The 23,605-nt window shown below is 69.3% G+C and carries 25 protein-coding genes; 9 read left to right on the top strand and 16 right to left on the bottom strand.

Going from position 1 to position 23,605, the window contains the following annotated elements; all coding sequences use genetic code 11:
- Nucleotides 1-225: 225 nt before the first annotated feature.
- On the bottom strand, nucleotides 226-378 hold the full coding sequence (locus ACFYZA_RS06810) for a hypothetical protein (protein WP_388487916.1): 153 nt from the start codon (nucleotides 376-378) through the stop codon (nucleotides 226-228).
- Between the two features lie 369 nt (nucleotides 379-747).
- Here ACFYZA_RS06810 and ACFYZA_RS06805 point away from each other — a divergent pair, with 369 nt between their 5' ends.
- The 3 genes from ACFYZA_RS06805 (at nucleotide 748) to ACFYZA_RS06795 (ending at nucleotide 2,928) form a co-directional block, all read left to right on the top strand.
- Nucleotides 748-1,218: a nuclear transport factor 2 family protein gene (locus ACFYZA_RS06805; protein ID WP_388487913.1), complete on the top strand. Its 471-nt coding sequence runs from the start codon at nucleotides 748-750 to the stop codon at nucleotides 1,216-1,218.
- 25 nt (nucleotides 1,219-1,243) lie between these two features.
- Entirely contained in the window at nucleotides 1,244-1,792 is a 549-nt protein-coding gene (locus ACFYZA_RS06800) for a TetR/AcrR family transcriptional regulator (protein WP_388487911.1), read from the top strand.
- A 365-nt stretch (nucleotides 1,793-2,157) separates the two neighbouring features.
- Nucleotides 2,158-2,928 (top strand): glyoxalase, encoded by a 771-nt coding sequence (locus ACFYZA_RS06795; protein WP_388487910.1) that lies wholly within the window; start codon nucleotides 2,158-2,160, stop codon nucleotides 2,926-2,928.
- 332 nt (nucleotides 2,929-3,260) lie between these two features.
- Here the strand turns inward: ACFYZA_RS06795 and ACFYZA_RS06790 are convergent, their stop codons facing one another.
- A complete protein-coding gene (locus ACFYZA_RS06790; RefSeq protein WP_388487907.1) occupies nucleotides 3,261-3,719 on the bottom strand; it encodes a MarR family winged helix-turn-helix transcriptional regulator in 459 nt (152 codons plus the stop codon).
- 63 nt (nucleotides 3,720-3,782) lie between these two features.
- Between ACFYZA_RS06790 and ACFYZA_RS06785 the strand changes: the two genes are divergently transcribed.
- On the top strand, nucleotides 3,783-4,151 hold the full coding sequence (locus ACFYZA_RS06785) for a VOC family protein (RefSeq protein WP_388487905.1): 369 nt from the start codon (nucleotides 3,783-3,785) through the stop codon (nucleotides 4,149-4,151).
- Nucleotides 4,152-4,447: 296 nt separating this feature from the next.
- Here ACFYZA_RS06785 and ACFYZA_RS06780 read toward each other — a convergent pair whose 3' ends face one another.
- Complete coding sequence (locus ACFYZA_RS06780; RefSeq protein WP_388487904.1) at nucleotides 4,448-5,950, bottom strand: metallophosphoesterase family protein; 1,503 nt, start codon at nucleotides 5,948-5,950, stop codon at nucleotides 4,448-4,450.
- A 146-nt stretch (nucleotides 5,951-6,096) separates the two neighbouring features.
- Between ACFYZA_RS06780 and ACFYZA_RS06775 the strand changes: the two genes are divergently transcribed.
- Nucleotides 6,097-6,330 carry a hypothetical protein gene (locus tag ACFYZA_RS06775; protein ID WP_388487901.1) on the top strand — a complete coding sequence of 78 codons (234 nt, stop codon included), beginning with the start codon at nucleotides 6,097-6,099 and terminating at the stop codon, nucleotides 6,328-6,330.
- 130 nt (nucleotides 6,331-6,460) lie between these two features.
- Here the strand turns inward: ACFYZA_RS06775 and ACFYZA_RS06770 are convergent, their stop codons facing one another.
- Together ACFYZA_RS06770 and ACFYZA_RS06765 are read right to left on the bottom strand one after the other, a co-directional pair.
- Nucleotides 6,461-8,677: a GAF domain-containing SpoIIE family protein phosphatase gene (locus ACFYZA_RS06770; protein ID WP_388487898.1), complete on the bottom strand. Its 2,217-nt coding sequence runs from the start codon at nucleotides 8,675-8,677 to the stop codon at nucleotides 6,461-6,463.
- Nucleotides 8,674-9,084, bottom strand: a complete 411-nt coding sequence (locus ACFYZA_RS06765) for an STAS domain-containing protein (RefSeq protein WP_388487897.1) — start codon at nucleotides 9,082-9,084, stop codon at nucleotides 8,674-8,676. Before ACFYZA_RS06765 ends, ACFYZA_RS06770 begins: the two co-directional genes overlap by 4 nt.
- A gap of 322 nt (nucleotides 9,085-9,406) precedes the next feature.
- Between ACFYZA_RS06765 and ACFYZA_RS06760 the strand changes: the two genes are divergently transcribed.
- The 3 genes from ACFYZA_RS06760 (at nucleotide 9,407) to ACFYZA_RS06750 (ending at nucleotide 10,797) form a co-directional block, all read left to right on the top strand.
- The gene (locus tag ACFYZA_RS06760) at nucleotides 9,407-9,580 is read left to right on the top strand and encodes a CsbD family protein (RefSeq protein WP_382594102.1); all 174 of its coding nucleotides are present in this window, start codon (nucleotides 9,407-9,409) and stop codon (nucleotides 9,578-9,580) included.
- A gap of 367 nt (nucleotides 9,581-9,947) precedes the next feature.
- Complete coding sequence (locus tag ACFYZA_RS06755) at nucleotides 9,948-10,271, top strand: STAS domain-containing protein (RefSeq protein WP_382594099.1); 324 nt, start codon at nucleotides 9,948-9,950, stop codon at nucleotides 10,269-10,271.
- Between the two features lie 61 nt (nucleotides 10,272-10,332).
- A complete protein-coding gene (locus ACFYZA_RS06750) occupies nucleotides 10,333-10,797 on the top strand; it encodes an ATP-binding protein (protein WP_388487895.1) in 465 nt (154 codons plus the stop codon).
- A 606-nt stretch (nucleotides 10,798-11,403) separates the two neighbouring features.
- Here the strand turns inward: ACFYZA_RS06750 and ACFYZA_RS06745 are convergent.
- Nucleotides 11,404-12,099 carry an SDR family NAD(P)-dependent oxidoreductase gene (locus ACFYZA_RS06745; RefSeq protein WP_388487893.1) on the bottom strand — a complete coding sequence of 232 codons (696 nt, stop codon included), beginning with the start codon at nucleotides 12,097-12,099 and terminating at the stop codon, nucleotides 11,404-11,406.
- 211 nt (nucleotides 12,100-12,310) lie between these two features.
- Here ACFYZA_RS06745 and ACFYZA_RS06740 point away from each other — a divergent pair, with 211 nt between their 5' ends.
- Entirely contained in the window at nucleotides 12,311-12,910 is a 600-nt protein-coding gene (locus ACFYZA_RS06740; RefSeq protein WP_388487890.1) for a TetR/AcrR family transcriptional regulator, read from the top strand.
- Between the two features lie 913 nt (nucleotides 12,911-13,823).
- Here the strand turns inward: ACFYZA_RS06740 and ACFYZA_RS06735 are convergent.
- The 10 genes from ACFYZA_RS06735 to ACFYZA_RS06690 all read right to left on the bottom strand — a co-directional run bounded on the left by ACFYZA_RS06735 (nucleotide 13,824) and on the right by ACFYZA_RS06690 (nucleotide 23,400).
- Nucleotides 13,824-14,426, bottom strand: coding sequence for a hypothetical protein (locus ACFYZA_RS06735; protein ID WP_388487887.1), 603 nt, complete (start codon nucleotides 14,424-14,426; stop codon nucleotides 13,824-13,826).
- Nucleotides 14,427-14,939: 513 nt separating this feature from the next.
- Nucleotides 14,940-15,494: a dihydrofolate reductase family protein gene (locus ACFYZA_RS06730; protein ID WP_388487886.1), complete on the bottom strand. Its 555-nt coding sequence runs from the start codon at nucleotides 15,492-15,494 to the stop codon at nucleotides 14,940-14,942.
- An 85-nt stretch (nucleotides 15,495-15,579) separates the two neighbouring features.
- Nucleotides 15,580-16,059: a helix-turn-helix domain-containing protein gene (locus ACFYZA_RS06725; RefSeq protein WP_388487883.1), complete on the bottom strand. Its 480-nt coding sequence runs from the start codon at nucleotides 16,057-16,059 to the stop codon at nucleotides 15,580-15,582.
- Between the two features lie 476 nt (nucleotides 16,060-16,535).
- Entirely contained in the window at nucleotides 16,536-17,909 is a 1,374-nt protein-coding gene (locus ACFYZA_RS06720) for a tryptophanase (protein ID WP_388487882.1), read from the bottom strand.
- Nucleotides 17,882-19,138, bottom strand: a complete 1,257-nt coding sequence (locus ACFYZA_RS06715; RefSeq protein ID WP_388487879.1) for a tryptophan dimethylallyltransferase family protein — start codon at nucleotides 19,136-19,138, stop codon at nucleotides 17,882-17,884. Before ACFYZA_RS06715 ends, ACFYZA_RS06720 begins: the two co-directional genes overlap by 28 nt.
- Nucleotides 19,139-19,490: 352 nt before the next feature.
- The gene (locus tag ACFYZA_RS06710) at nucleotides 19,491-20,837 is read right to left on the bottom strand and encodes a cytochrome P450 (RefSeq protein WP_388487878.1); all 1,347 of its coding nucleotides are present in this window, start codon (nucleotides 20,835-20,837) and stop codon (nucleotides 19,491-19,493) included.
- Nucleotides 20,834-21,439 (bottom strand): ATP/GTP-binding protein, encoded by a 606-nt coding sequence (locus tag ACFYZA_RS06705; RefSeq protein WP_326739823.1) that lies wholly within the window; start codon nucleotides 21,437-21,439, stop codon nucleotides 20,834-20,836. The genes ACFYZA_RS06710 and ACFYZA_RS06705 overlap by 4 nt, the downstream gene beginning before the upstream one ends.
- A complete protein-coding gene (locus tag ACFYZA_RS06700) occupies nucleotides 21,414-21,815 on the bottom strand; it encodes a DUF742 domain-containing protein (protein WP_382594068.1) in 402 nt (133 codons plus the stop codon). The genes ACFYZA_RS06705 and ACFYZA_RS06700 overlap by 26 nt, the downstream gene beginning before the upstream one ends.
- On the bottom strand, nucleotides 21,812-22,210 hold the full coding sequence (locus tag ACFYZA_RS06695; RefSeq protein WP_388487876.1) for a roadblock/LC7 domain-containing protein: 399 nt from the start codon (nucleotides 22,208-22,210) through the stop codon (nucleotides 21,812-21,814). Before ACFYZA_RS06695 ends, ACFYZA_RS06700 begins: the two co-directional genes overlap by 4 nt.
- Nucleotides 22,207-23,400: an ATP-binding protein gene (locus ACFYZA_RS06690; RefSeq protein WP_388487875.1), complete on the bottom strand. Its 1,194-nt coding sequence runs from the start codon at nucleotides 23,398-23,400 to the stop codon at nucleotides 22,207-22,209. Before ACFYZA_RS06690 ends, ACFYZA_RS06695 begins: the two co-directional genes overlap by 4 nt.
- Between the last annotated feature and the right edge of the window lie 205 nt (nucleotides 23,401-23,605).

Here is a 23,605-nt window from a genome sequence, read left to right as displayed (position 1 = left end):
TACCAGGCCGCCCTGCACCAGAAGCGATCTCTGCTGGAACGTGGACGAAGGAAGAGGCGGTCCGTACCGCGCAACGGCTGTGGGCCAACGAGCAACTGCCCGGTGAACTGGCTCAAATCCTGCCCATCCCGGCCCACTTCGAGCAGGCGTCGGAGCTCGTCACATCCGACCGCGTACGCGACAACGTCAACTGCGGGCCGGATCCGGACGCCCGTGTGGCGGCGGTCAAGGAGTACGTGGACGCCGCGGCGAGAGCTTGATCAGAGGCTCGCCGCCGCGCCGGTCGACCCGCCGCTTCAGCACGATGAAGACCGCGTCCACCGCGGCACTCAGCCGCGCCAACTCCGCCTCACGGTTGATCGCTTCATCCGACAGCATCCCGGCTCCCCCAGAACGTGTGGCAGAGCCCCGCCCCGGCGGCACGCTGCACCCCGCGCGGTCGGCCCGCATGGGAACAGATCACTCACCTTGGAGGAAATCGGTAGCACGAGTGCGACGAACACGAGCATCTCCCAGAGGTCTGCGGGCAGCATGGCCGAGCCTTGCCCGCGCCGTGCCGTGCCGTGCCGCAGGTCCCTTGCCGACGTGAGAGATCGCCAAAGCTCAACCCACTGCCGTCCCATGGCCGTTCGGCCACGCCCCCGAGACGCTCCGGCCTACGGATCCGGCCTTTCGGGCCGGCCTCGGCCTATCCGACAGCGGCGTTCGGCGGTAGGTTATAGGTCGATCACTAACAGAGGAGTGAAGATGACACTCAAGGAAGACGTCGCCCGCCGCGCCGCCGCGCAGCATGCCGTGGCCGAGCACCTGCGCCTGACCGCCGCAGGACGCACCGAGGAATGGGTGGAGCTGTTCGCCCCCGACGCAGTGCTCGAGTTCCCGTATGCGCCGGCCGGCGTGCCTCAGCGGGTAACGGGGCGAGACGCACTGGTCGCACACATGAGCAATTTTCCCGAGACCTTCGACGTCGAGTTCGTCGACCTGGTCTTCCACGACACCGTCGACCCGGGTCTCGTGATCGCCGAGTTCCGCTCGAAGGGCACTGCCCTGGCGACCGGCAAGCCGTACGAGCAGACGTGCATCTCCGTCGTCCGGACCGATGATGACGCGCGCATCACCCACTATCTGGACTACTGGAACCCTCTGGTGGCGATCGAGGCACTCACGCCCGACGACGTGCCGTCCGACCCCGACCTCGGCGTGACTTTTGGGCGCTGAGAAGAGCCGTGTTTAACTGACGCCCATGCCCGCGCCCGGCACCAGCACGAAGAGCGACGAACGACGGCAGACCATCATGGCCGCCGCGGTCGACTGCTTCGCGCGAAAAGGCTTCTACGGTACGACGACACACGAGATCGCCCAGCGGGCCGGTATCTCTCAGCCGTACCTCTACCGCCTCTACCCGAACAAGGAAGCATTGTTCGCGGCGGCGGTCGATCACGTGTCCGTCGTCATGACCGAAACACTGGTCACTCACTCACCGGCCCAGGGTGGCGCCGCGCCGGCGCCCGAGGCAGCGGTGGATGCCGCACGCAACGCCTACACCGCGCTCGTCGCGGACCGCACGATCCTGCGCTTCCTCATGCACGCGAACTGTGCCGCCGGCGAACCGCTGGTGGCACAGGCGGTGCGCCGGTGCTACGCCAAGCAGGTCGCCACCGTCCAGCAACTGCTGGGCAACGACGACGCCGTGCGGCGCTGGTTCGGCGCCGGCATGCTCGACAACGTCGTCGCCGTGCTGGGCCTCGCAGACATCGACGAGCCATGGGCGCACACTCTCACCGCCCGATGAACCGACACCGGCTTCGGAACGACAGCCCCGAGCCTTCCCCGCAGACCGCCAGGCGCCCCCGGCCCCGGCACGGGCACGGGCACGGGCACGGGCACGGGCACGGGCACGGGCACGGGCACGTCACAGTCTTCGGCCGGACGGCTTGAAGCAACCGACCCGCTGGACCTACCGAAGCGACCGCCTGCCAGGCCACCGCCAGCCTCGTGTTCGACCGCACTGTGCGGGCCTGAGGATCAGCCACGGAGACGAGAAACACGCCTGATCCACCATCACGCACCCACTCGTAAAGCTTCATAGGCGGCGGGATCGGCTCTACGGCAGGATCGGAGGTCGGAGGCGGGACTGGAACCGAAGGGGTGTCGAGCGTGACAGAACCGATGGTGCGGGCGAACGAGACGACAGTGCCGGTGATGCCGTGCGTGTCAATTGAGGAGACGCTGGAGTTCTACCAGGCGCTCGGATTCGAAGTCACCTACCAGCAGGCCCGGCCCTATATCTACCTGGTGCTGGAATGGAGCGGCTTCGCGCTGCACTTCGGGACGCCGCCGAAGAACATCGACCCGGACCAGGAGGACGCCGGCGCATGCCTGGTCATAGTCGACGCGGTCGCGCCGTACCACGCGGAGTTCAGCCGGGCCATGCGCGCCACCTACGGCAGGGTCCTGGCCAAGGGCAGGCCGCGCATCACCCGGTACCGGCCCGGGGCGAGCCGATTCACCGTCATCGACCCGTCCGGGAACTCGATCATCTTCATCCAGCGGGACGAACCCGCCGAGCTGGAATACGGCGGCTCCAAGCACCTCACGGGCCTGGCCAAGGCGCTCGACCACGCCCGCATCCTCGCCGAGTTCAAGACCGACGACCGCACCGCCCTGCGCGTGATCACCACGGCCCTGCGCAGGCACGGAGACACCGCCCCGCCCTTGGAGGTGGCCCACGCTCTCGCTCACCTCATCGAGCTCGCCGCCGCCCTGGATGAGACCGATGGCGTCGACGAATGGCGCCGCCGGCTCAATGCCCTCGGCATCACCGACACCGAACGCCACCAAGTCGCCGAAGGACTCCGCGACGCCGACGCGCTCCACCTGTGGCGCACCGAGGCGAGTCCGGAAGTAGGGGCAGCGGACGCACTCTGACACGTTCATCGGGCCGGACCTCGCTGTCACGAACGGCCCGATGGTCGACGTTCGGCCTCGATGAGCTTCTTCGCTCCTCGCGCTGAGCCGGCCAGATTCGGGGTGAGGAGGGTTTGGGCGAGGCTGGTGACGCGGAGGGGGGAACTCTGCATACGCGCCGGTGGGGAGTTCGGCGATCCCTCCCGCGTTGGGCCGGTGACGTAGGCGAGCCGGGCGGAACACCGGGCCACACGGGGCGCGCCCAAAGTGAATGCCCTTGCTGGGCAAGGCACTTGTTCAGTCCACCAGCATGAGGTCGCCAGCGCGCCGCGCGGTCCGCGCCGACAAGGCGCCTATGCGCCGTCGTCGTCGGCGCGCAGGGAATCGATCATGCCCTGGAGGATTCCGAACGCCCTCGACTGCTCGGCTCCGGTCATGCCGGACAGCATTCTGACCTCGACGGAGCGGACCGCGACCGTCGCCTTTTCCAGGCTCCGCCGACCGCGAGGCGTGAGCCGCGCGGGAAGCACCTTCCCGACGGGCGCCGCAGCGGGCCTGGTCACATAGCCGTCACGTTCCAGGGTCTGGAGCAGTACGTTCATCGACTGACGGGTCACGAAGGCGCCGCGCGCGAGCTCCGAGTTCGACAGACCCGGCCGTTGCGCCAGCAGCTCCAGGCAGGAGTAGTGCGTCACGCTCATGCCGAGCGGCCGCAGCACCTCCTCCATGGCCACGCGCAAGGCGCTCGAGGCCTCTTTCAGCAGGTAGCCCAGTGATTTGTCCAGGTCGACGCCGGCACCCTTTTGACTCATGTCAGCATTCTGACATACCGTTGTCCGTGTCAGGAATCTGACACGAAGGCAAGGAGAGTCACCATGCCCGTCACCGGCCCCGACTTCATCTCGCTCCAGGCGCGCGACCTCGACGCGTCGCGTGTGTTCTACGAGCAGTACCTCGGCCTCGTCCGCTCACAGGCCGGGCCCCCGCACGCCGTCGTCTTCGAGACGAAGCCCATCGCGTTCGCACTCCGCGACATCGCGCCCGGCACCGATCTCGCATCCGTTCCGCAGCCCGGCATCGGAGCCGCGATCTGGCTGCACGCCACCGATGTCCAGGCCATCCACGACGCTCTCGCCGGCGACGGCCACACCATCGTCTCCGCACCCGTCGACGGCCCCTTCGGCCGGACCTTCACCTTCGCCGACCCCGACGGCTACCACATCACCCTCCACGACCGCGCCTGATGCGCCGGACGCCACCGGCGAGCACCGGCCGCCGGTGGCGCCGGGGCTCGAACACGTCGGCCTCACTCCCGGAGCCGGCATACGCCGCACCCCCGGCCGGCGCATCGGCGTCCACACCGCCGCGCCCGGCACCCCCGACCACCACGGGCTGCTCCTCATCGACATGACCGCGCCTCAGCCTGCCCCCGGTACGGCCCGACGGCGCGGTCATCTACCGCCGTCCTCCAGCAGTGGAAGGGGCGGCCGGGCAGCGCATGCCGAGCGGTGGCGGCGATTGCAGGTGGTACGTGTGGGCGTCAAGAGAGCGGGATGGTCACCTCGTCCTCGACCGGCGGATCGACCTCGTGGTCGAGGGTCCCGGTCGCCGAGTGGCAGCGCAGACGGATCTCGGCCGGTGTGACGTCCAGCCGCAGGAAGCATTTGAAGAACGGCGGGCTGTACGTCGCCGAACCCGGTGAGAAGAGCTGCGTGTAGAGCTTGCGCACCGGCAGCCGGAAACGCGCCCTGCGGTCGGGCCGCCGACCCGCACCGAGGAGACTGGCGACCAGGCGGATGCGCCGGGTGACGCGAACCGGCTCCCCCTGCGCGCGGACGGGCGGGACGCCCAGCCTTTCGGCGACCACCGCCAGGGCCTCGGCCTCGGTCAGCGTGAAGAAGCGCGGCATCCGCAGCCGGTTCCCGTACAGCCTGCTGTAGAAGGCCAACGAGTCGCCGCGCAGCGGATAGCAGCGGAAGTCGTGCTCCGTCACGCCGGCGACGGAGACCCGCGGGACCGTGTGCGTGGCGTGCATGAACGCTCCGCCGCCGCCGGCGACGACGTACTGGATCGTGCGCCCGCCGTCCACCCGAACCGGATACCGCTGGTAGTTGTGGATGTCGCCGCCGATCGCCGCGACGTAGTGGTTCTCCGGGTCGCGCACGATGGCGTCCACCGTGCCTCCGCCCTCGATGGCGCACGGGTGGTGCTCGCCGTCCACGTACAGCGGAGACCCCGTCACCAGGATCTTGGGCCGGTCACCGCGCGACACTTCACGGAGCCAGCGGCCTTGTTCGGCGTCGAGGGTGCCCAGCAGGCCCGTGTCGATGCCGATGATCCGTATCGGCCCGGCGTCGACGGCCCAGTACGGGCCCGGCTGGACGGCCTGTTGGGACGGCTCCGAGCGCAACGCCCGCGCCTGGGCGAGACGATGCTCGTCGGTGCTGCCCGGAGCGTGCCAGAGCAGCGAGCGCAACCAGGCCCGCGTCAGAGGGCGGGGGTGCGCTTCGGACGCCAGCGGCGGAGCCTCGCAGAAGACCCGCATGAAGCCCTGCAGGTCCTCGTACCAGTCGTGGTTGCCCGGTATCGCATAGATGGGCGCCGGATAGTTCTGGTAGGGGCGGAAGAACTTCGTGCCGTAGTCGTCGGTGCTCCCCACTGGGTAGATCACGTCACTGGCGAGCACGGCGAAGTCGGTTCCCTGACTGACCTTCAGGAAGCCGGGTATCACGGCGTATTGGGGATCGTCGCCTTCACCGGTGTCACCGATGACCATGAAAGAGAAGTGGTCGGCGTCCGTGCGGCGGACGACCGCGTCGGGGGGAGCGCCTACGGCCACGGCCTGCTCCACCCAGCGACTGCGGGTCCGGCCCGTCGGATCCCCGAACCAGGAGGCGAGGACGCCGTTCCGGGCGGCCCACAGCGTCCCGGGATTCAGCCACGACAGCTTTTCCACCCGAGCGGGCATCAGGCTTTTGTACGTGCCGAGTTGGGAGTTTCCCCAACCGGCGCCTTCCGGTGTGTCGCGTGAGGAGTGAGGCACGGGTGCACGGTAACAACCGGCCTTCCCTGTACCCGGAGCAGGGGCCCGCGCCCCGTGGCGGGGTTCCGACCGCGGTGCCGGCCTAGTAGTGCTCGGCGCAGCCGCCGGTCACTGGGCGCCCCGCCAACGAAAGCAGCAAAGATCGGGTGAAGGACGAGGAAGGCGGCGACCCCTGCGCCAAGCTCGTCGTGGGAGAGATGGCCTTCTGGGTGCCCGCACACGAAGCCGCATCGTCCTGGGTGAGAGTACGGCTCGCCGCGCTGAAAGGCCTGGGCGGGCTCCGCGACATCCTGGAGGCCGCCTGGCGCCAGGCGGCCACCGACCAACTGCTCGAAGCCCACCCCGAACTCGGCCCCGGCCGGCATTCCGATTCCGCCTGACCATGCCCCCAGTCACCGGCCGCCTGTCAGTAACGCCCCGCAGCAGCCGTCAGAGTTGGTTGATCGGCCAGACACGCACAGGGCCCGGTGCGCCCGGGCGAGGTGACGGGTCGCCTCCGGAGCCACCTGGTCAGGGCTTGGTGGCGGTGAGGACGAGGATGGCTTGGTCGTCGTCACCGTCGTCGCCTTCGTTGAATGCATGGACGGCTTGGACAACGGCGTCGATGACGTTCTGCGCGTTGGGCCGGGCGGGCGCGGTGGTCACCGCTCGGGAGAGGCGGGCGTCGCCGAACAGTTCGCCGTCACGACGGCGTGCCTCGGTGATGCCGTCGGTGTAGAGGACCAGGCTCTCGTCCGGCCCCAGGTGCAGCCGGCAAGGAGTGAGATGGGGGTCGGTCGCGACCCCGAGAAGCAGCCCTGGCGCGTCGACCGGGCAACTGGTGTGCCGCGCGTCCAGGTGCAGCGGTGGGGTGTGACCGGCGCGGACCAGTTCGATGTCCAGGCCGCCGGCGGGCGCTGGGGTGAGCTGGCCGTAGACGAGGGTGACGAAGCCGGTGCCGTGGCTGTCGGGCCTGTTGGTCAGCGCCCGGTTGATGGCTCTGACGACGTCCGCGGGGGCCGGCAGGAGCGGCGCGACGGCGCGAGCGGTGTGACGCACCAGGGCGGTAGTGGTCGCCGCGATCGCCCCGCGTCCGCAGACGTCGCCGAGCAGGAACGCCCACCGGTCATCCTCCAGCGGGAAGACGTCGTAGAAGTCGCCGCCGACATCGAGGCCCTCGCCGGCGGGGTGGTAGTAGGTCGCCACGTCCGCACCGGGAACGTCGGGCAGGTCCGGAAGGAGCAAGCCTGCCTGGAGGTCATGCGCGAGGGCGTGGCGATAGTTGTACTGGCGGGCGTTACGGGCCGCGGACGCGGCGCGGCGCACGAGCTCTTCGGCCAGGGCGACGGTGTGGCCGTCGAAGGCGTGCTCGCCGGTGGAGAGCAAGGTGACGGCGCCCAGGGGGGTTCCCCGGTCGGCCAGCGGTACGCACAGGTAGCCGGTGACCTCGAGGTCGTGCCAGGGGCCGGGCCCGGTGGGGGCACGCCGGGCGACCTCGCTGGTCGCGGAGGCGAGGACACGGGCGACGGCGTCGTCGGCGGCGTCGTAGACCGGGATGTGGGAAGCCAGGAGATCCCGGTCCGCCTCGGTGGGAGCGGCGGTCGCGATTCGGCGCACCCGGCCGCCCTCGATGATGTCGACGGCGCACAGCGGAGCCAGCTTCGGCACGCAGGAAGCGGCGAGGCGTGTCAGGACCTGGGTGACGTCGAGATCGGCGGTCAGTGCGGTGCTGGCCTCCAGGAGGAAGGCGAGGTCGTCGCGGGCTGCTTCCTCTCGGGCCTTGGCCTCCTTTTCGGCCTCCTCCGCCCGGTGGCGTTCGATGGCCAGGGCGGCGGTGTCGGCGAAGACCCGTGCCAGGGCCAAGTCGGCTTCCTGGGGCTCGCACGGCACCCGGTGATACATGGCGAAGGTGCCGAGCAGGGATTTGTCGCGGGCCAGGATGGGGGTGGACCAGCACGCCGCCAACCCGGCACGCTCGGCCAGGTCGCGGAACTCGTTCCAGAACGGGTCGGTGGCAATGTCGGTGACGATCACCGACTGGCGACGGTGCGCGGCGGTACCGCACGAGCCCACGCCGTCACCTGTGGCGATGCCGTCGATGGCCTGGTTGTAGAAGGCGGGCAGGCTCGGAGCGGCCCCGTGTCGCAGATGCCGGCCGTCGGCGTCGGCGAGCAGGACGGAGACCAGCACTTCCTCCGGAGCGAGGTCCTCGATGGCACGGGCCATGCCCTCCAGCACGTCGGGCAGGGGCGCCTGGCGGGCGATCTGCTCCAGCAGCACCCGGTGTTCGGCCGTCAGCCGCTGGGCCTGCATGACCTGGGTGGTCTCCACTCCGATCACCCGCACCCCCGTGACGTTGCCGCCGACGTCCAGGCTGGGCTCGTAGGTGAAGGTGAAGAACGCCTCTCGCGCATCGGCTCCCGTTCCGAGCAGCACGCGGGCGTGCCGGGCGGAGTAGGGCCGACCGGTGCGGTACACCCGGTCCAGGAGAGCGATGAACCCCTGCCCGACGAGCTCCGGCATCAGCTGCCCCAACGGCAGTCCGGTACGGATCCGGTCGGCGCCGATCGCAGTGAAGAACGCGTTGTTGGCCGTTTCGAGCATGTGGGCCGGCCCCGCCAAGCAGGCGAAAAGGGCAGCAGATTCACCGAACAGGGCCCGCAGATCATCGTCCCCGGCCTCGGCCGCGGTGCGTGTACCCGCCGAGCCCGCCGGCTGTGCCGCGGGCTGCTCCGGTACGCGCTTCATATACTTTGCCTCTCCTGTGTCCGCGTGGAGCCGTCCACGTCAGCAGACACCCTGTCATGACTGCTCACACTCGCTGCCAGGGCGTGGCCCGCCGTGGCGTACACGTCGAAGACCCGGTCCAGCCCCGTCAGAGAGAACAGACGAGCAACCGGATTGGGCACGGCGGCAAGTCGCAGTGCCCGCTCCTGGCCCGCCAGCTGGCGCAGCAGCCGTAGCAGCGCGTTGATACCCGAGGAATCGCAGAAGGACAGAGCAGTACAGTCGGCGACCACCAGGCCCCCGTCCCGCCCCCGGGCCAGTTCCCCGGCTCCGGCCTCATCCAGCTGCACCGTACTCTCGAAGTCGAGTTCGCCGCGCAACGCGAACACCACTCCCCGCTCTTCCTGCGTGACCTGCACCGAGAACACCCTTAGCTTCCTCCGTGTGAAGCGCCTGCCGACATCTCCCCCATCGTAGAAACCGACCTCGCACTCACGGCACCCGGGACCTGGCTCCACTCATGTCGTCAGCACGGGCGAATCGGTCCTCCGCCTCCGCGCCCCAGAGGCGGCCCACGCCCGGGGACGTCCTCAGCGGGAGTGCCTTTGGCCGCAGGGGGCCGCGCCACCATGGCACCGCATTCGCACGCTCCGCGCGTGGGAACACGCTTGCGCCCGTTTGTGGCGAGGTATCCGGGTCATCCGTTGTCGCGATGGAACACCCTGATCCTGGTAAGAGGAGTTGAGCGCTGTGGCAGGCGACGAGAAGGCGCAGTCGAAGGTCGAGCAGGTCAAGGGCAAGGTCAAGGAGGCAGCGGGCCGCGCCGTCGGCAACGAGCGCCTTGAGGCCGAGGGGCGCGCCGAGCAGGCCAAGGGCGATGCGCGTGAGGCCAAGGAAAAGATCAAGGATGTGTTCAAGCACTGACCTCGCCTGTTCCTGTGGCGGGGGCCGCCACCTTCGGGTGTCGGCCCCCGCTTCGGACATGTGGGGCGGCGTGACGCGCTCTGCCCAACGGGGCTGTCCAAGAAGTCCGGCAGCGGGGGGCACGGAGCTCGGGGCTCGATGACCGCGGGCCGGGCGCCAGTGGTCGCGTACTGCCGGAGCGGATCCCCATGACTGGCGGGGGTCGGTACCGTCGCGACGCCAGGCCCGGGAGCGTCGCCAGTCCCCGCCTATCGGGCGATTCCCGGTGTTCTCCCCAAGATCGCCATCGCTTCGGACGCCGGGTGGAGTGGCAGGTGTGCGAGCGTGCGAGGATTCCGCCATGCATGGTTTTCCCGACGGTCCAAAGGTGCTTGTCACCAGACTGGACGAGACACTGCTGGTCGCCGTGAGCGGCGACACGGACGCCGACGACGCCGATGCCCTCGCCGCGGTATGGGAAGCGGCCGACGTGGTCGGGCCGACAGTCACCGCGGTGGATCTGTCCGCGGTCGGCTTCGCCGACAGCATGCTGCTCAACGCACTCCTGGAAGCGCGGAGGCGGCATCAGGCCGTAGGGCGACGGATGGTCCTGCTCGGTCCTCTTCCGCCGCGCGCGCACCGGATGCTGTCCCTCAGCGGAGTGCTGGAACACTTCACCATCGTCGAGAACGGCCCCACGCAGACCGGTTGAAACCGATAACTCATACTCCCCCGCGGATACGGGTAGGCGTTCGTCACGCCAGAGAGACCACATGATCACACGTCAGGGACTACAGCCCAGGAATACCTTCATGGCCCTCCCGCCCGCACAAGACTTCGATGGTTCCCTCAGGGACAGCATCAGCTGGGGCGCTGATGGCTTTCCGATCGCTCACGCCCGCGAAGCGGTACGAGCGCTCCTCACCCGCGCCGGACACCCTGCCCACACGCAGACGAGCCAGGACGCCCAGCTCGTAGTCAGCGAACTGGTAACCAACGCCCTGCGCCATGCGCCAGGTCCCGGCAGGCTGGAACTCGGCGTGACCGACGACGCGCAGCTGCTGCGGATCCTCGTGCGGGACAGTTCCCCGCAGCCGCCGCAGCCCCAGGAGCGGGATACGACCCGGCCGCGAGGGCACGGCCTGTTTCTGGCGACCCTGCTGTGCACGGATTTGCGGACCACCACGTCCGACAGCGGCAAGGACGTCACCGCCGACTTCCCTCTCACGCCACGCTGACACTAACCCGCCTGCGGCCCTTGTCCGCGCACTTGCAGTCGCAGGTGCGCGGACCGGTCCTGCTTCGCGGCCGACACTCGCCGTCGGCGCACCGCACCGCGTTGTCCAGGAGGTGCACAGCGACCGTGAACGATGGCGGGTACCCGCTGCCGAACAGTGAACCCACTACGCAAGACCGCTCTGCCACGACGGACGGTTTGGCCTGCACCGGACCTAGGGAGTCGGAGCCCGTGGCGGCCTCGGCAAGGCGGGCGCATCGACGTGAGCGCGCCCACGAAGAGCCGCCGCGCAGTCTCGTCGTCGCGCGGGTCGTACGCGGAGATTGCACCGGGATGAGCACGGCGGACAGCCACCTTTGCCCCTACGGTGCCCCCAGCTCCGCGTACTGGCCCAACTGCCTTGATCCGCAAGGACTTTGATGCAGCGCGTCGGCACCGGATGGCATGTCTGGCAGCCGTTCGCGTCAGGCCGCGATGACGCAGCGCGAAGTCCCTGGCGACGGTCAGGCCGAAACTCTTCGACACCCCAGGCCCGAGCCGCACTCACTGAGGACCCCAGGTCATGAAGGGATGACAGGAGCCCAGCCGATGCGCATGTCCCCACCTCCTACCAGGGAACACGGTCGCCATGACGGTCCAGGAACTGGAGGCCGGGGTCGCCCGCCCGGGCCTCCAGGACGTCGACGACGGCCGGGATGCTCTCCTGGGGGTCGAGGGGCGCGTTGGGCCCGCCCAGACGGGTCCGGTTGTGACCGGGGTCGATGAGGAGCTTGGTGTGTCCGTCGTCGCCGTGGCGGGTGGCGTAGCTGCGCATCAGCTGGTTGAGGGCGGCCTTGCTGGCCTTGTAGAGCTCATAACCGCCCTCGGTGTTCAGTGAGACGCTGCCCTGTTCGGAGGACATGACCGCGACCGTCCCGCCGGGACCCACGAGAACGCGGAGCGTCTCCAGTGCGCGCAGCGGGCTAAGGGCGTTGGTCACCATCACCTCGGTGAACATCTCGGTCGAGACCTCTTCGATGGGGAGGTCGCCCCGGTCGATCGCGGCGTTGACGAAGAGCAGATCGAGCCGGCGGCCGGCCAGGCGCTCGCGCAGTGCGGCCAATTCCTCGATGCTCGTCATCTCCAGTAGTTCGACCTCCAGCCGTCCCCCGGAGGCATCAGCGGCCGCCCGTAGTGCGCCCCCGTCCCGACGGGCCGTGGCTACAACGTTCCAGCCCCGTGCGGCGAGTTGGTCGGCGAGGACGAGCCCCAGGCCTCGGGACGCGCCGATGACGAGGGCTCGGCGGACAGGTGAGACGGACATGTGTGCTCCCTCGGGGTGATGGGCCGGACCCGGAGGAGCTTAGACGAGACGTAGTGTCTGGACAATGCGTCCAGGCAGAACCCGGATGTGCCCCGGTGGGGTGACCACGGGAGTGCAGGTGGACGAGATGTCCGGCCGTGTTGGACGGGCAGAGCCCCTCGGCACGGCGCCCGGGCGGTCCTGGGCCGGCGCGGGCGGGTATCGTGCGCGTATGCCCGCCGCCAGTTCCCAATCCCGCAGGCCCCACTCCGGCAACCGGCGCGACGAGTCCGCACGCCTGGCGGTGCTCCACGCCGCGGACGATCTGCTCGTCGAAAGCGGCTTCGGCTCGCTCACTGTCGAGGCCATCGCCCGCCGGGCCGGAGTCGCCAAGCAGACGATCTACCGCTGGTGGCCCTCGAAAGTGGAGATTCTCCTCGACACCCTCATCGAGGACAGCGACAAGCGGATTCCGGTTCCGACGGAGAGGCCCACCGCGGCGAGCATTCGGCGCTATCTGCGCGGCTTCGCCCGCTTCGTCACCCGCGACCCCGCAGGAAAGGTGCTGCTAGCCCTTGTCGCCGAGGCACAGCACAGCGCCGATACGGCCCAGAGCTTCCACAAACGCTATCTCGGCCCGCGCCGCGCCCAGGAGCGCGAGATGCTCACGCGGGCGATCGAGGCGGGGGAAGTTGCGCCGCGGCTTGGCGCCGACGCCACGATGGACGCGCTCGTCGGCCCGATCGTGTACTGCGCCCTGACGGGTTCGAGCCTTCCCCGAGGCCTTGTGGACACCCTCGTCGACAATCTGCTCAGACCAGGCACCGATTGACCGCCGCCCGTCCGCCGCGCTCGCGCCGACCGCCCGGACCGAGTGCGCGGTGCCGTGGAGTGGCGCGCACCGAGCCGAGGAGGCTCAGGGCGTGGGCGAGCGGGAGCCGGGTTTCCGCGTGGGTAACTCCGCGCTGCTTTGGGTGAGTTCGCGGACGACAGCATGTAGCCGGGAGGGCCGGTGCAAGGCCCGTCGCATCGCGCAGGCCGGCCATGACCGCGCGGGCGGTCCTCGTCCACCGGGTGCGGAAGTGCCGGAACGTCCTTGCGGCACTCCCGATCAGTGCCGCAAGGGCGGTGAGGAGCGCTTCGGGACCCTCACCGACGGGAGGAATCGGTGGCCACCTTCCGGAGATGGAAGGCACTCCTCCCTTCGTTCCTGGTTCAGCGTCGTGCCTCAAGTTCGGACAGGGATTCCAACTCCTCGACCGGCCGCAGAAGCTGGATAGCGTTGCGTGGGGATTGGTGATGCCGAGCCGGTCCAGGCGCAGTTCGGCAAGCACCCGGCCGGCGGGAACCGAGTGGGAGCCGTCGTGGCCCAGGACGGCTACGTCGGTGGCACCGATCACCAACGGAAGTTGCTGATGGCGTTTGGCAGCCGACGGGGGCTCAGCTCGATGTGGGGGCGGATGTCGGCGTCTGGGTGCGCCGGGTGCGGCCGCCGGTGGGTATCCGGTCGAACAGCGGGGCAATCGGGCTCGACCGGTCTCCGTGGGGTGCTCACGACGCACTGTCGCGGGGTGAAGGCGCCGACGAGGAAGCTGGTGGCGCCCAGGAACCCCGCCCACGGGTCTGCCCGCCGGGCTCTTGCGGCTACGGGAAGCTCGGTGTCCACTGACACCGGACCCGGATCAATTGCCACCGAAGTTGGACCGGCTGCTTCCCACGCGAACAACTGGCGGGTGGCGGGCCAGTCATCCCCCTGGTCCCGGCCGAGGCCTGATCCATGGTCGGCGTGCTCGAGGGGTCGGTGCGGGAACCGGCGCTGGGACGGCACCCTCTTGGAGCACCTCGCGCGCGACGGCCACGAGGGCGACGACCCGCTCCCAGAAAGGGGCGTAGCACTCGTTGAACCGCTGGATCGCGTTCGCTTCGCCCCCGATCATGTCCTCCAGCGCCTGGTAGTTGTCGGACGTCGAGCGCCGCAGCCGGTCGGCGGCCGCCGCGGCCTCCTCGGGCCCTTCCAGCTCGACCACCCGCACGAGGTGGCGCAGCGTCGCGTACGCGTCGCGCAACCGTAGCCGCAGCTCTTTGAGGGTGGCCGTGCGCGACTCGGGGTCCGGGTCTGCATGGGCGTCGTTGACCTTCCAGTACAGGTCGCCCATCTTCTGCGCCTGCTCGATGACGTCGGCGTAGGCGGTGCGCCGCGCGGTGCGCCGCTGATCCGCCCGCTGGACCGCCGCCGTTGTCTCAGCCTGAATGCGGGCGGCACGCGTCGTACCCTGACTGGTCACCCAGCTCGCCACCACAGCGGTGCCCGCGGTCAGAACGCCTACCCACAGCGTGTTGTCGGCCATGGCGCCCATTCTCGGGCCGGGCCCTGATTTTGCGAAGGGCGCGACGGGCCAGGCAGGCTCCGAAAGAGACGCTGCCAGGAGGTGGGCGGTAGGGGCCGTGGTGGCCGTACGGGCATGCCCACTGGTAACCGGGCCGTTGCGGGCCCCAGGCCTGTGCGGAGGCCGAGCGAGTGGTTTCCGGCACCTCTCGGGGTTCTGACGTGGTGCGGGTGACCAGAGGAGAGTCAAGTCCGGCGGATCGAGAGTCCATCGAGCGCCTGACCGCCCTCGGCACCACCGCGTCCGCCGCACGGCTGGAGCGGTGGCGCCGGGCCGAACTACTGCCGGCACACGCACGACGGTGGCCGGGACGCGGACACGGCTCGGTGTCCGAACTCGCCGAGGAAGCCTCGTGCCGCCGTGCCGGCTCCCGGCAGCGCGCGCTGAGCTGGATCTATGCCAACCTCAGCCCCGTCAGAGCCCACAACCTGGCCCGCTGGTGGCATCGAACACCCGGCCCGCGTGGAGCAGTGCTCAGTGCGTCGGGCGGTAAGTCGCGATGATCACTCCGCTGCTGGTCGGCTGAGCGCTGACCAGCTCCAGTTTCTTCATGGCGGCGTCGTCGGCGAACAGCTTCTTGCGGCCCCCGCCGGCCACCACCGGGTGGATCAGCAGGACCAGTTCGTCCAGCAGGTCCTGCTCCAGGAGCGAACGCACCAGTGTGGGGCTGCCCGCGACGGTGATGTCCTTCCCCTCGCCCGCCTTGAGCTCATCGATCGCGGCCGCCAGATCACCGTTGATGAGCGTGCTGTTCGCCCAGTCCTCCACGCTGGACAGCGTGGAGGAGACGACGTACTTGGGCGAGTCATTGATCCACTTGGCGAAGCCGGCGTCCTCGCCGTCTGTCACCGTCGGCCAGTACCCGGCCCACTCCGTGAAGGTCGTCCGGCCCAGCAGAATCGTGTCGGCCGTCTCCAGCGTCTGTCCCAGCGCCGCGCCCATCTGCTCGTCGAAGGCGAACTGCCACTCGTTCGGCGACTGGGCTACACCATCGAGCGAGACGAACAGACCCGCGACGACCTTGCGCATGATTCCTCCGTGATGAGTTCGCGGGCCTCTGCCCGGTCCCGGCCGAACAGTGCTCCGGCCGAGGCGGGCCGATCCCGTCGGCATGTCACGAAGAGTATGCGGGCACCGAGGGGGTGGGCTTGTACAGAAGCGACAGCGGCTCCGCCCCGTCCAGAGCACTCAACTGCGTGGCGGTCCGGCCGATGAACCGGGTCAGGGACCGTGCCAGATGCGCCTGGTCGAAATAGCCCAACTGGTGCACGACCTCCTGCTTGGGCACTCCGTCCAGGATCAAAACCGCTGCCTCGCGGGCTCGGTGGATCTGCCGGATGGCACCCCGGGTGAGGCCGGTTGCCATGACGAAGCGCCGTTGGAGGGTCCGCTCGGTGACAGCGGGGGCCGCGCCGCCGAGCACCGCGGGCACGATCGGGTCGCAGTCCACGATGCCCTCACGCACCATGCGCCGCACGAACGCCTCCGCGTTGTCGTAATCGGGCACGTGCCAGGCGGAACCCTTCAGCCACACGGAGCGCCGGGTCACGTCCGGGATCTCCACGCTGCCACCCACAAGACGACTGATCGGCATGTGAGGCATGGAGGTCCCCAGGGCGAAGCTGATACCGAAGAACCTGGCGTCCTCGGGAACACGAGCCGGACAGGCCCGGGGCTCCGGACCCAGCACGGCCGCGTGAGTCTGGCCCTCGTGCTCCCAGAAGACAAGCTCCCCATGCGACGCCGCGATCGACGTCATCCGATCGCCCTCGAAGCTACGGCTGCGCCACACCCTCTCGATGTACGGCAACTCCGACGGCCGACTCTCGATCTCCAGACCCAACCGGATCGCCCCCGTTCACCGCCGCCCGCGCCGTCAGTGTGCCACGTCGCGCGGCAGCCCTTCCCGGAGTTCCTCGAACTCGGCCGGGTGCGTGGTCAGGCCGAGCGGTGATGTGGAGAAGGCCCTCCCATCACCAGGGTTGGGCCTTCCCGTGGCGGCGCTGTCGCTGGGCCGGTACAGCCGATAGAGATGGCTGGGCTCGCGCCGTAACGAACGAAGTGTGCTGATCAGTGGCCTGACGCCACGGGCTCCAGTTTGATGCTGAAGTGTCGGAGGATCGGGGACTGTCCGGTAACCCGGTAGCCGCGGACCGATTCAGGATTCTTCGCGATCTCTGCCAGGGTCGCGGCGACGTGGTCGTAGTGGCTGCGGGTGTAGACCCGCCTGGGAAGAGCCAGCCGTACCAGTTCGTAGGGCGCCGTCTTGACAGGGTTGCCGTGCTCGTCCTCCTCACCGAGGTACAGCGAGCCCAGCTCCGCCGAGCGGATGCCTCCGCGCAGGTAGAGCTCGCAGACCAGGGCGGTGCCGGGGTACTGGTGCGGAGGGATGTGGGGCAGGAGGCGCCCGGCGTTGACGTAGAGGGCGTGCAGACCTGAGGGTTCCACGATGTCGACGCCGGCCTCGCGGATGCGTGCGGCGAGGTAGGCGGCTATGTCGGCCCGCTCGGCGAGGTAGGACGGCTCGGTCACTTCGAGGAGGCCGCGGGCCATCATGTCGAGGTCACGTCCGGACAGACCGCCGTAGGTGGTGAATCCTTCGGTGGCGATGAGCAGACCCCCGCACCGCTCGGCCAGTTCGGCGTCCTTCAGGCCGATGAAGCCGCCGATGTGGACGATCCCGTCCTTCTTCGCGCTCATGACGCAGCCGTCGGCGAGGCGGAAGGCCTCCTCGGCGACCTGGCGCGGGGTGCGGTCGGCGTAGCCGGGTTCGCGCTGGGTCACCAGCCAGGCGTTCTCCGCGAACCGGGCCGCGTCGAGGATCATCGGCACGTTGTGACGGCGGCACAGTTCGGCGGTGCGGTGCAGATTGTCCATGCTGACCGGCTGGCCCCCGCCACCGTTGTTGGTGATGGTCATCAGCACGGCCCCGACGGGCGTCCGGTCCGCGTTCTCCAGGGCCTGTTCGAGGGCGACCAGGTCGATGTTGCCCTTGAACGGAAAGTCGCTGTCGAGGTCCTTCGCCTCGGCGCAGGGCAGGTCGTACGCCGTGCAGCCGGTCAGTTCGACGTTGGCGCGGGTGGTGTCGAAGTGCGTGTTGGACAGCACGCTCGTGCCGGGCCGCAGCAGCGAGGAGAAGAGGACGCGCTCGGCCGCGCGGCCTTGGTGGGCCGGCAGGATGTGGGGGTAGCCGGTGAGTTCGGAGACGACCTCGTGCCACCGGTAGAAGGAGCGGCTGCCGGCGTAGGACTCGTCGCCCTGCATTCCCGCGGCGAGCTGGTCCGCGGAGATGGCGCCGGTCCCGGAGTCGCTCAACAGGTCGATGGTGACTTCGTCGGCCCGCAGATCGAAGGGGTTGTAGGCGACCCGCTTCAGCGCGGCTTCGCGCTCCTCCCGGGTGGTGAAGGCAAGAGGTTCTACGACTTTGATGCGGTAGGGCTCCACGTGACTTCCTTCTGTGCGGTGTGCGGGCTGACGTGGGCGACGGCCTGGTGCCCGGGGTCCAGGACGCTCTGGGTGCGTTGCGCGGGCATCCAGGTGGTCCGCGGGTACTGCTCCTGCGGTGGCCGGACGCGGTAGGCCTCGGAGCTCAGGTAGGCGGTGAGCCGGGGTGGCCGGTTGCGCTCGTACACCAGGGCGAGGTAGGCGATCAGCCCGACGCCGTCGGCGAGGTTTCGCGGGGTGAGCGCTGCCAGGCTTCGGTTCAGGACGGTGGGGTCCAGGCCGGCCCGGGTCAACAGGGCCGTGGCGCGGGCGAGGGCCTCTTCGTCGTCGCGCACGTAGTCGCGTACGGGAATGTGGAGCGTGAAGCCGCTTGGCTTGCTGTCGCCTTGGGTGAAGGAGTGGCAGGTGAGCGCCGGCCGCCGCACCAGTCGCAGGGTGTCGTTGTCGCCGCGCTCGGACGGGGCGAGGGAGCCCGCGGCCGCGTGGAAGAAGTAGCGGATGTCGGCCGCTGCGGCTCCCGAGGTACCGCTGAGCGCGCAGGCGTCATCGGCTGACATGCGCGGGTGCCTCACGTAGACCTTGACGCGGGGGGACGTCCAGGCGCCCAGGTCCAGGGCGAGGAACGGATAGCCGGCCGCCGGGGGCAGTTGCTCGAAGGCCTGGCCGTAGCCGAGCCGCCGCAGTGCCTCGCGTACGGTACGGGCCGCGCTTTCCGGGCCGGAGGCGGAGGGATTCAGGTAGACCTTGACCCCCGGGACCCCTCCGGCGCGCAGATCGAGCGCGTACCACAGGGCCAGCGGGCCCTGGGCCGCAGTGGGGAAGAACAGGTCGGCGAGGGCGTCGAGTTGGTCGGTGTCGAAGCCCCAGCGGGCGCCCATCGCACGGATCACCGCGAGCCCGGCGCGGCCGCTGTCGACCATGTCGCTGTGGGCCCACCCGGGCTCTACGAGCACGCGCAGGGCCGGGGCGGCGTCCGGAGCGCAGGCGAGGGAGAACTCGACGGGGGTGTGGTCATCGGAGAGGAAGGCGGACGAGGCCGGCGGCAGGGACAGCGGCCGGTGGGCCGCGCCGGCGAGGGACTCGATCAGGACCTGTCCGTACAGCTCGGTGTCCGCCTCGCTCAGGCCCACCGTGGCGCCCAGGCGCCGCAGTTGACCGAGTACGTGGTCGCCGAGCGTCGTCTCGCCGGGGCTGCTCGCCGGTATGCCGGATCCCGGGCGGGAGGTCATCGTGCACCTCGCACGTCGTGGCGCGCGACGCGTCCGGACGGTGCGGGAGTACGGGGGCGTGCTCCGCCGACAAGGGAAGAGACGAAAGTCAGGCCGCTGCCGGGAGCGGTGGGTATTCGTTCCTGCGGCTGGTCGGGGTCGCCGCCCCCGCACGGGGTCCGTCGCCTGGGGGTGGTGCGCTGTGGGCCCGGTCGGGCGCTGGCCGATGGGGGCGCGGAGGTGCTTGCGAGGTCCACTGCCTCTCCTTCATCTTGTGTCACTCCAGACACTCCGCGCCGTCCTACCCAGGAAGTTGATCTTCTATGCAGGCTATATCAACTGCCCGTGCCACACGCATCACAGGGGGTGTGGGCTACTGGCCCGTCAGCCACTTCATGAAGCTGCTCCAGCGCCCGGCCTTGCCGCCGGGCTGCGACGCCCCGGGCGCGGGTGCGGCCGTGACGGGGGGTGCCTGGTGGCGGGGCACGGCCGTCGGCTCCGGCGCCGCCGCGGCGCGCGGGGTCACTGCGCTGAACCGGACGGGCAGGGAGGCCAGGGCCCGGTTGAAGGGGCCGGGCCGCCAGGCGAGGCTGTCGGCGGGGACGGCGAGTTCAACGTCGGGCAGGGCGTTGAACAGCGTCTCCAGGCCCGTCAGGGCGATCAGCCTGGCCGGCTCCTTCGACGGGCAGGCGTGCGGGCCCGCGCTCCAGGCGAGGTGACCGCGAGTGTCGGCACCCCGGTCCGCGAGCGCCGCGTTGGCGGCACCGAAGGACACCAGCACCAGGTCACCGGCGCGCACCTTGTCGCCGGCCACGTCCGTGTCGACCACCGGGTAATGGGGCGCGTAGTTGGACATCGGCGCATTGCGCCACAGAGTGTCGTCCACAGCCTTGTCGAACTGCCCCAGGCGCGCGAACTCCTCGTTGGTCAGCATCGTGTAGAAGGCGTTGCCGATCAGGTTGCCCTCCGGCTCGCCGCCCGCACCGAGGAGCAACACCAGCGTGTGCGCCAACTCCTCGTCGTGCAGCCGCGCCTGATGCTGCATCAGGTAGGACGTGACGTCCTCACCGGGCTGGGCGCGCTTGAGTGCCACCAGCTCGCTCACCGCTCCGAGCAGGACCTGACTGGCCGCCTCGGCGTTGACTCCGTCGAACATGCCAGAGATGCCGAACAGCACCCGGTCACCGATCTCCGCCGGGCAGCCGAACAGCTCGTTGAACACGTACAGCGGGAGCTGCTGGGCGTAGTCGCGGAGCAGGTCGGCGCTGCCGCGTGCGCTGAACTGGTTGATTAGGAACTGGGCTGCCTGGCTGACGATCCGGCTCAGCCGCTTGTTGCTGACGCGGGCGAAGGAGTCGGTGATGGCCTGCCGCAGCCGCACGTGCTCGGCGCCGTCGGTGAACATCGCGTTCGGCCGGTAGGCCAGCAGCGGCAGGACCGGGCTGTCGGGGCGGATGCAGCCCTCAGCCAGTGCACGCCAGCGGCGTGAGTCCTTGCGGAACGTCGTCGAATCCTGGAGCAGTTCCAGAGCCGCGTTGTAATCGGTCACCAGCGTCGCCTCCACGCCGGGGGCGATGGTGACCGGAGCGGTGGGGCCGAGCTCGCGCATGTAGCGGTAGTACGCGTGCGGATTGGCAGCGAACTCCGCGCTGTCCAGGGGTATGCGCTGCCCGCTGCCGTGTGCGGGGCAGCCGGGCGGAGGTACAGAGGGGGTAGTCATGCGTGCTCCAGGTCGGCGCGCTCGTGCAGATAGCGGACCAAGGTGATCAGGGCGTCGACGGACGACTTCTCGTCGCGTGCGTCGATGGTGACGACGGGGGTGTCGGGCAGCAGGTCGAGGGCCTCCCGGACTTCCTCCGGGGTGTGGACCGTACTGCCGTCGAAGTGATTGATGGCCACGGCGAAATCCAGGCCGTAGCTCTCGACCAGATCCATGATGTCGAAGGAGTCGGCCAGGCGCTCGGGGTCCACCAGGACCAGGGCGCCCAGCGCTCCGCGGGCCGTGTCGTCCCACAGGCTCACGAAGCGCTGCTGTCCGGGCGAGCCGAACAGATACAGGACGATGCGCTCGCTCAGCGTCAGCCGGCCGAAGTCCAGGGCGACGGTGGTGGTGGTCTTTCCCTGAACCCCCTTGAGGTCGTCGACGCGCTCCGAGAGCGTCGTCATCCGCTCCTCGGTGGACAGCGGCGTGATCTCGGAGAGTGAGCCGATCAGGGTGGTCTTGCCGACGGCGAAATGCCCGACGACCAGGATTTTCACTGCGGTCTGCTGTGCGCCGCTGGGCACGTAGGCATCCTCAGACAGTGAGAGCCTTGAGGCCATCGAGCACCTCCTTGAGCAAGGCCTTGTTGGTGGGTCGGGCCGAGGGCACCGGCGCCCGGGCCACGAGATAGCCCCCTTCGGCGAGGGAACTGAGCAGCACCTTGACCACCCCGAGCGGCAGCTGCGAGTACGCGGCGATCTCGGCGACCGAGAGGTAGCCGCTGGAGCACATGTCCAGGATCTGCTGCTCCTCGGGCGAGAGCCGCTGGGGGCGCTGCTGCTCGTCGGTGGCCGTCGTGACGAGAGTGATGAGGGCGAACTCGCCCTCCTCGGGCAGGTCACGGCCACGGGTGATGACGTAGGGCCGGACTAATTCGCCGGCCTCGGGCACGAACTCGGGCTCGGGCTCGGGCTCAGGACGTCCGGGTTCCGTCATGAGGTGACCGTGTCGCCGCGAAGGCCGGTCGACATCGCCTTGCCCAACCGGCTGACCAGCTGCTGCATCCGGTAGGTGATGTCCTGCATGTCGACTTCTACCGACGCCGCCACGGCAAGGTAGCTGCCGCCGCCCGCGGCGTTCAGGAACACCCAGCCCCCGTCGAACTCGATGAGGGTCTGGCGCCAGTTCGCTCCGTGCTCACCGCAGAAGAAGCTGACGGCCCGGCTGAGCGACTGCAGGCCGGAGACGGCTGCGGCCACCTTGTCGGCATCGCCCCTGTCGATCTCCGCAGTACGGGACATCTGGAGGCCGTCGGCAGAAATCAGGACCGCGTGGAGAGCATGCGGAATCTGCAGCGCGTCCTCAAGCATCCAGGACAGGTTGTCGCTCACTGGGCATCGAGTCCTTCGTGTGAATCGACAGTGGGATCGCCGTCGGCGGCCGGTACCTCCGCGCCTCGGCCGCTGAGAGTGCCACGCTGAAACGCGCCTATGGCCGCCACCCGTGCCTCTGCCGACCGGGCCGGCGGCGCTTCATCAGGCGAGCCCCCGCCGTCCGGAACGAGCGCCATGCCGCGCTTGTTCCGTCGCCGGGGCAGCCCGCCCTCCGTCGCCGTAGGAGCCGAACCACGGCTCGCGGCAAGGGCGTTGACTTCTCGCGTGGGAGTCTTGGGCTCGGGCATCTCGGTCAACAGCTCCTTCGGCACCATCACCACCGCGCGGACGCCGCCGTAGGGAGAGGTGCTGTCGATGGCGACCGTGAACCCGAACCGCGCACACAGGGCGCCGATCACCGCGAAACCGAACGCGGGAGGGTTGCCGAGCTCCGAAACGCTCACCGCAGACCCGCTGGACAGCAGAGCGGTGGCGTCCGTCCGTTCTTCCTCGCTCATGCCGACGCCGGCGTCGTCGATCACGATGCAGATGCCCCGGGGCACCGTCCGTACCTCGACCTCGACCATGGTGGACGGCTCGGAATAGCTGGTCGCGTTGTCGAGCAGCTCGGCCACCGTCAGCGCGATCGGTTCGACGGCACGGCTGGTCACCGCGAAATCGACCCGTGAGGCGATTTCGACGCGCTGGTAGTGCCGGATGCGGCCCTGCGCTCCGCGGATCACGTCATAGACGGATGCGGCCTCGCGCTGCCGGCCGAGCCAGCCACCGCACAGCACGCCAATGGACTGCGCACGCCGGTTGAATTGCGAGTTCATGTGGTCGATGTCCAGCATGTCCCGCAACACGGCCGAGTCGCCGTACTTCTTCTGCAGTCCGGAGATGGCCCGCTGCTGCTCCGCGGCGAGGCCTTGAAGGGTCCGCATGGCCGACTTCAGTACGGTGTTCGTGGCCTCCTCCGCCTCCTCCTTGGCCTGGCGGACCACCTCGTCGTAGCCGTTGCGCAGCTCGGTGACGGTTGACTCGAGGTCGGCGGCGCTGCCCTGCGATGCGGTCAGCTCACCTTGAAGGCCCTGCTTCTGACGACGTAGCGTCTTGATCGCTTTTCGCTGGCTCGTGATTACGGTGGCGGCGACAGCGACGCCGACGACAAGCGCCCAGACTGTCGGATCCTGCCAAAAATTCGTCATGTGACTCTCTATTGAGCGGCTGGAATCCAGCTCTCGATGTCTGCCCAAGCGGACCCTCGGCTGTGGGCAGACGTCACCGCCCGGAGAGCCCCCCTGGCTGTAGCCATGCCAAGGCGAAAGCTCACGTGGCATGTGCACGCGAGCGTACCACCGGAAGATCATGAGGCTCCGTCAAGTCCGCCACGCGGTCGCCCTGTTGGCGAAA

The organism is Streptomyces sp. NPDC001828, assembly GCF_042892175.1.
GTDB lineage: Bacteria > Actinomycetota > Actinomycetes > Streptomycetales > Streptomycetaceae > Streptomyces.
The sequence above is the reverse complement of the archived record's forward strand: the minus strand, read 5'-3'. Positions and strand labels throughout refer to the sequence as shown.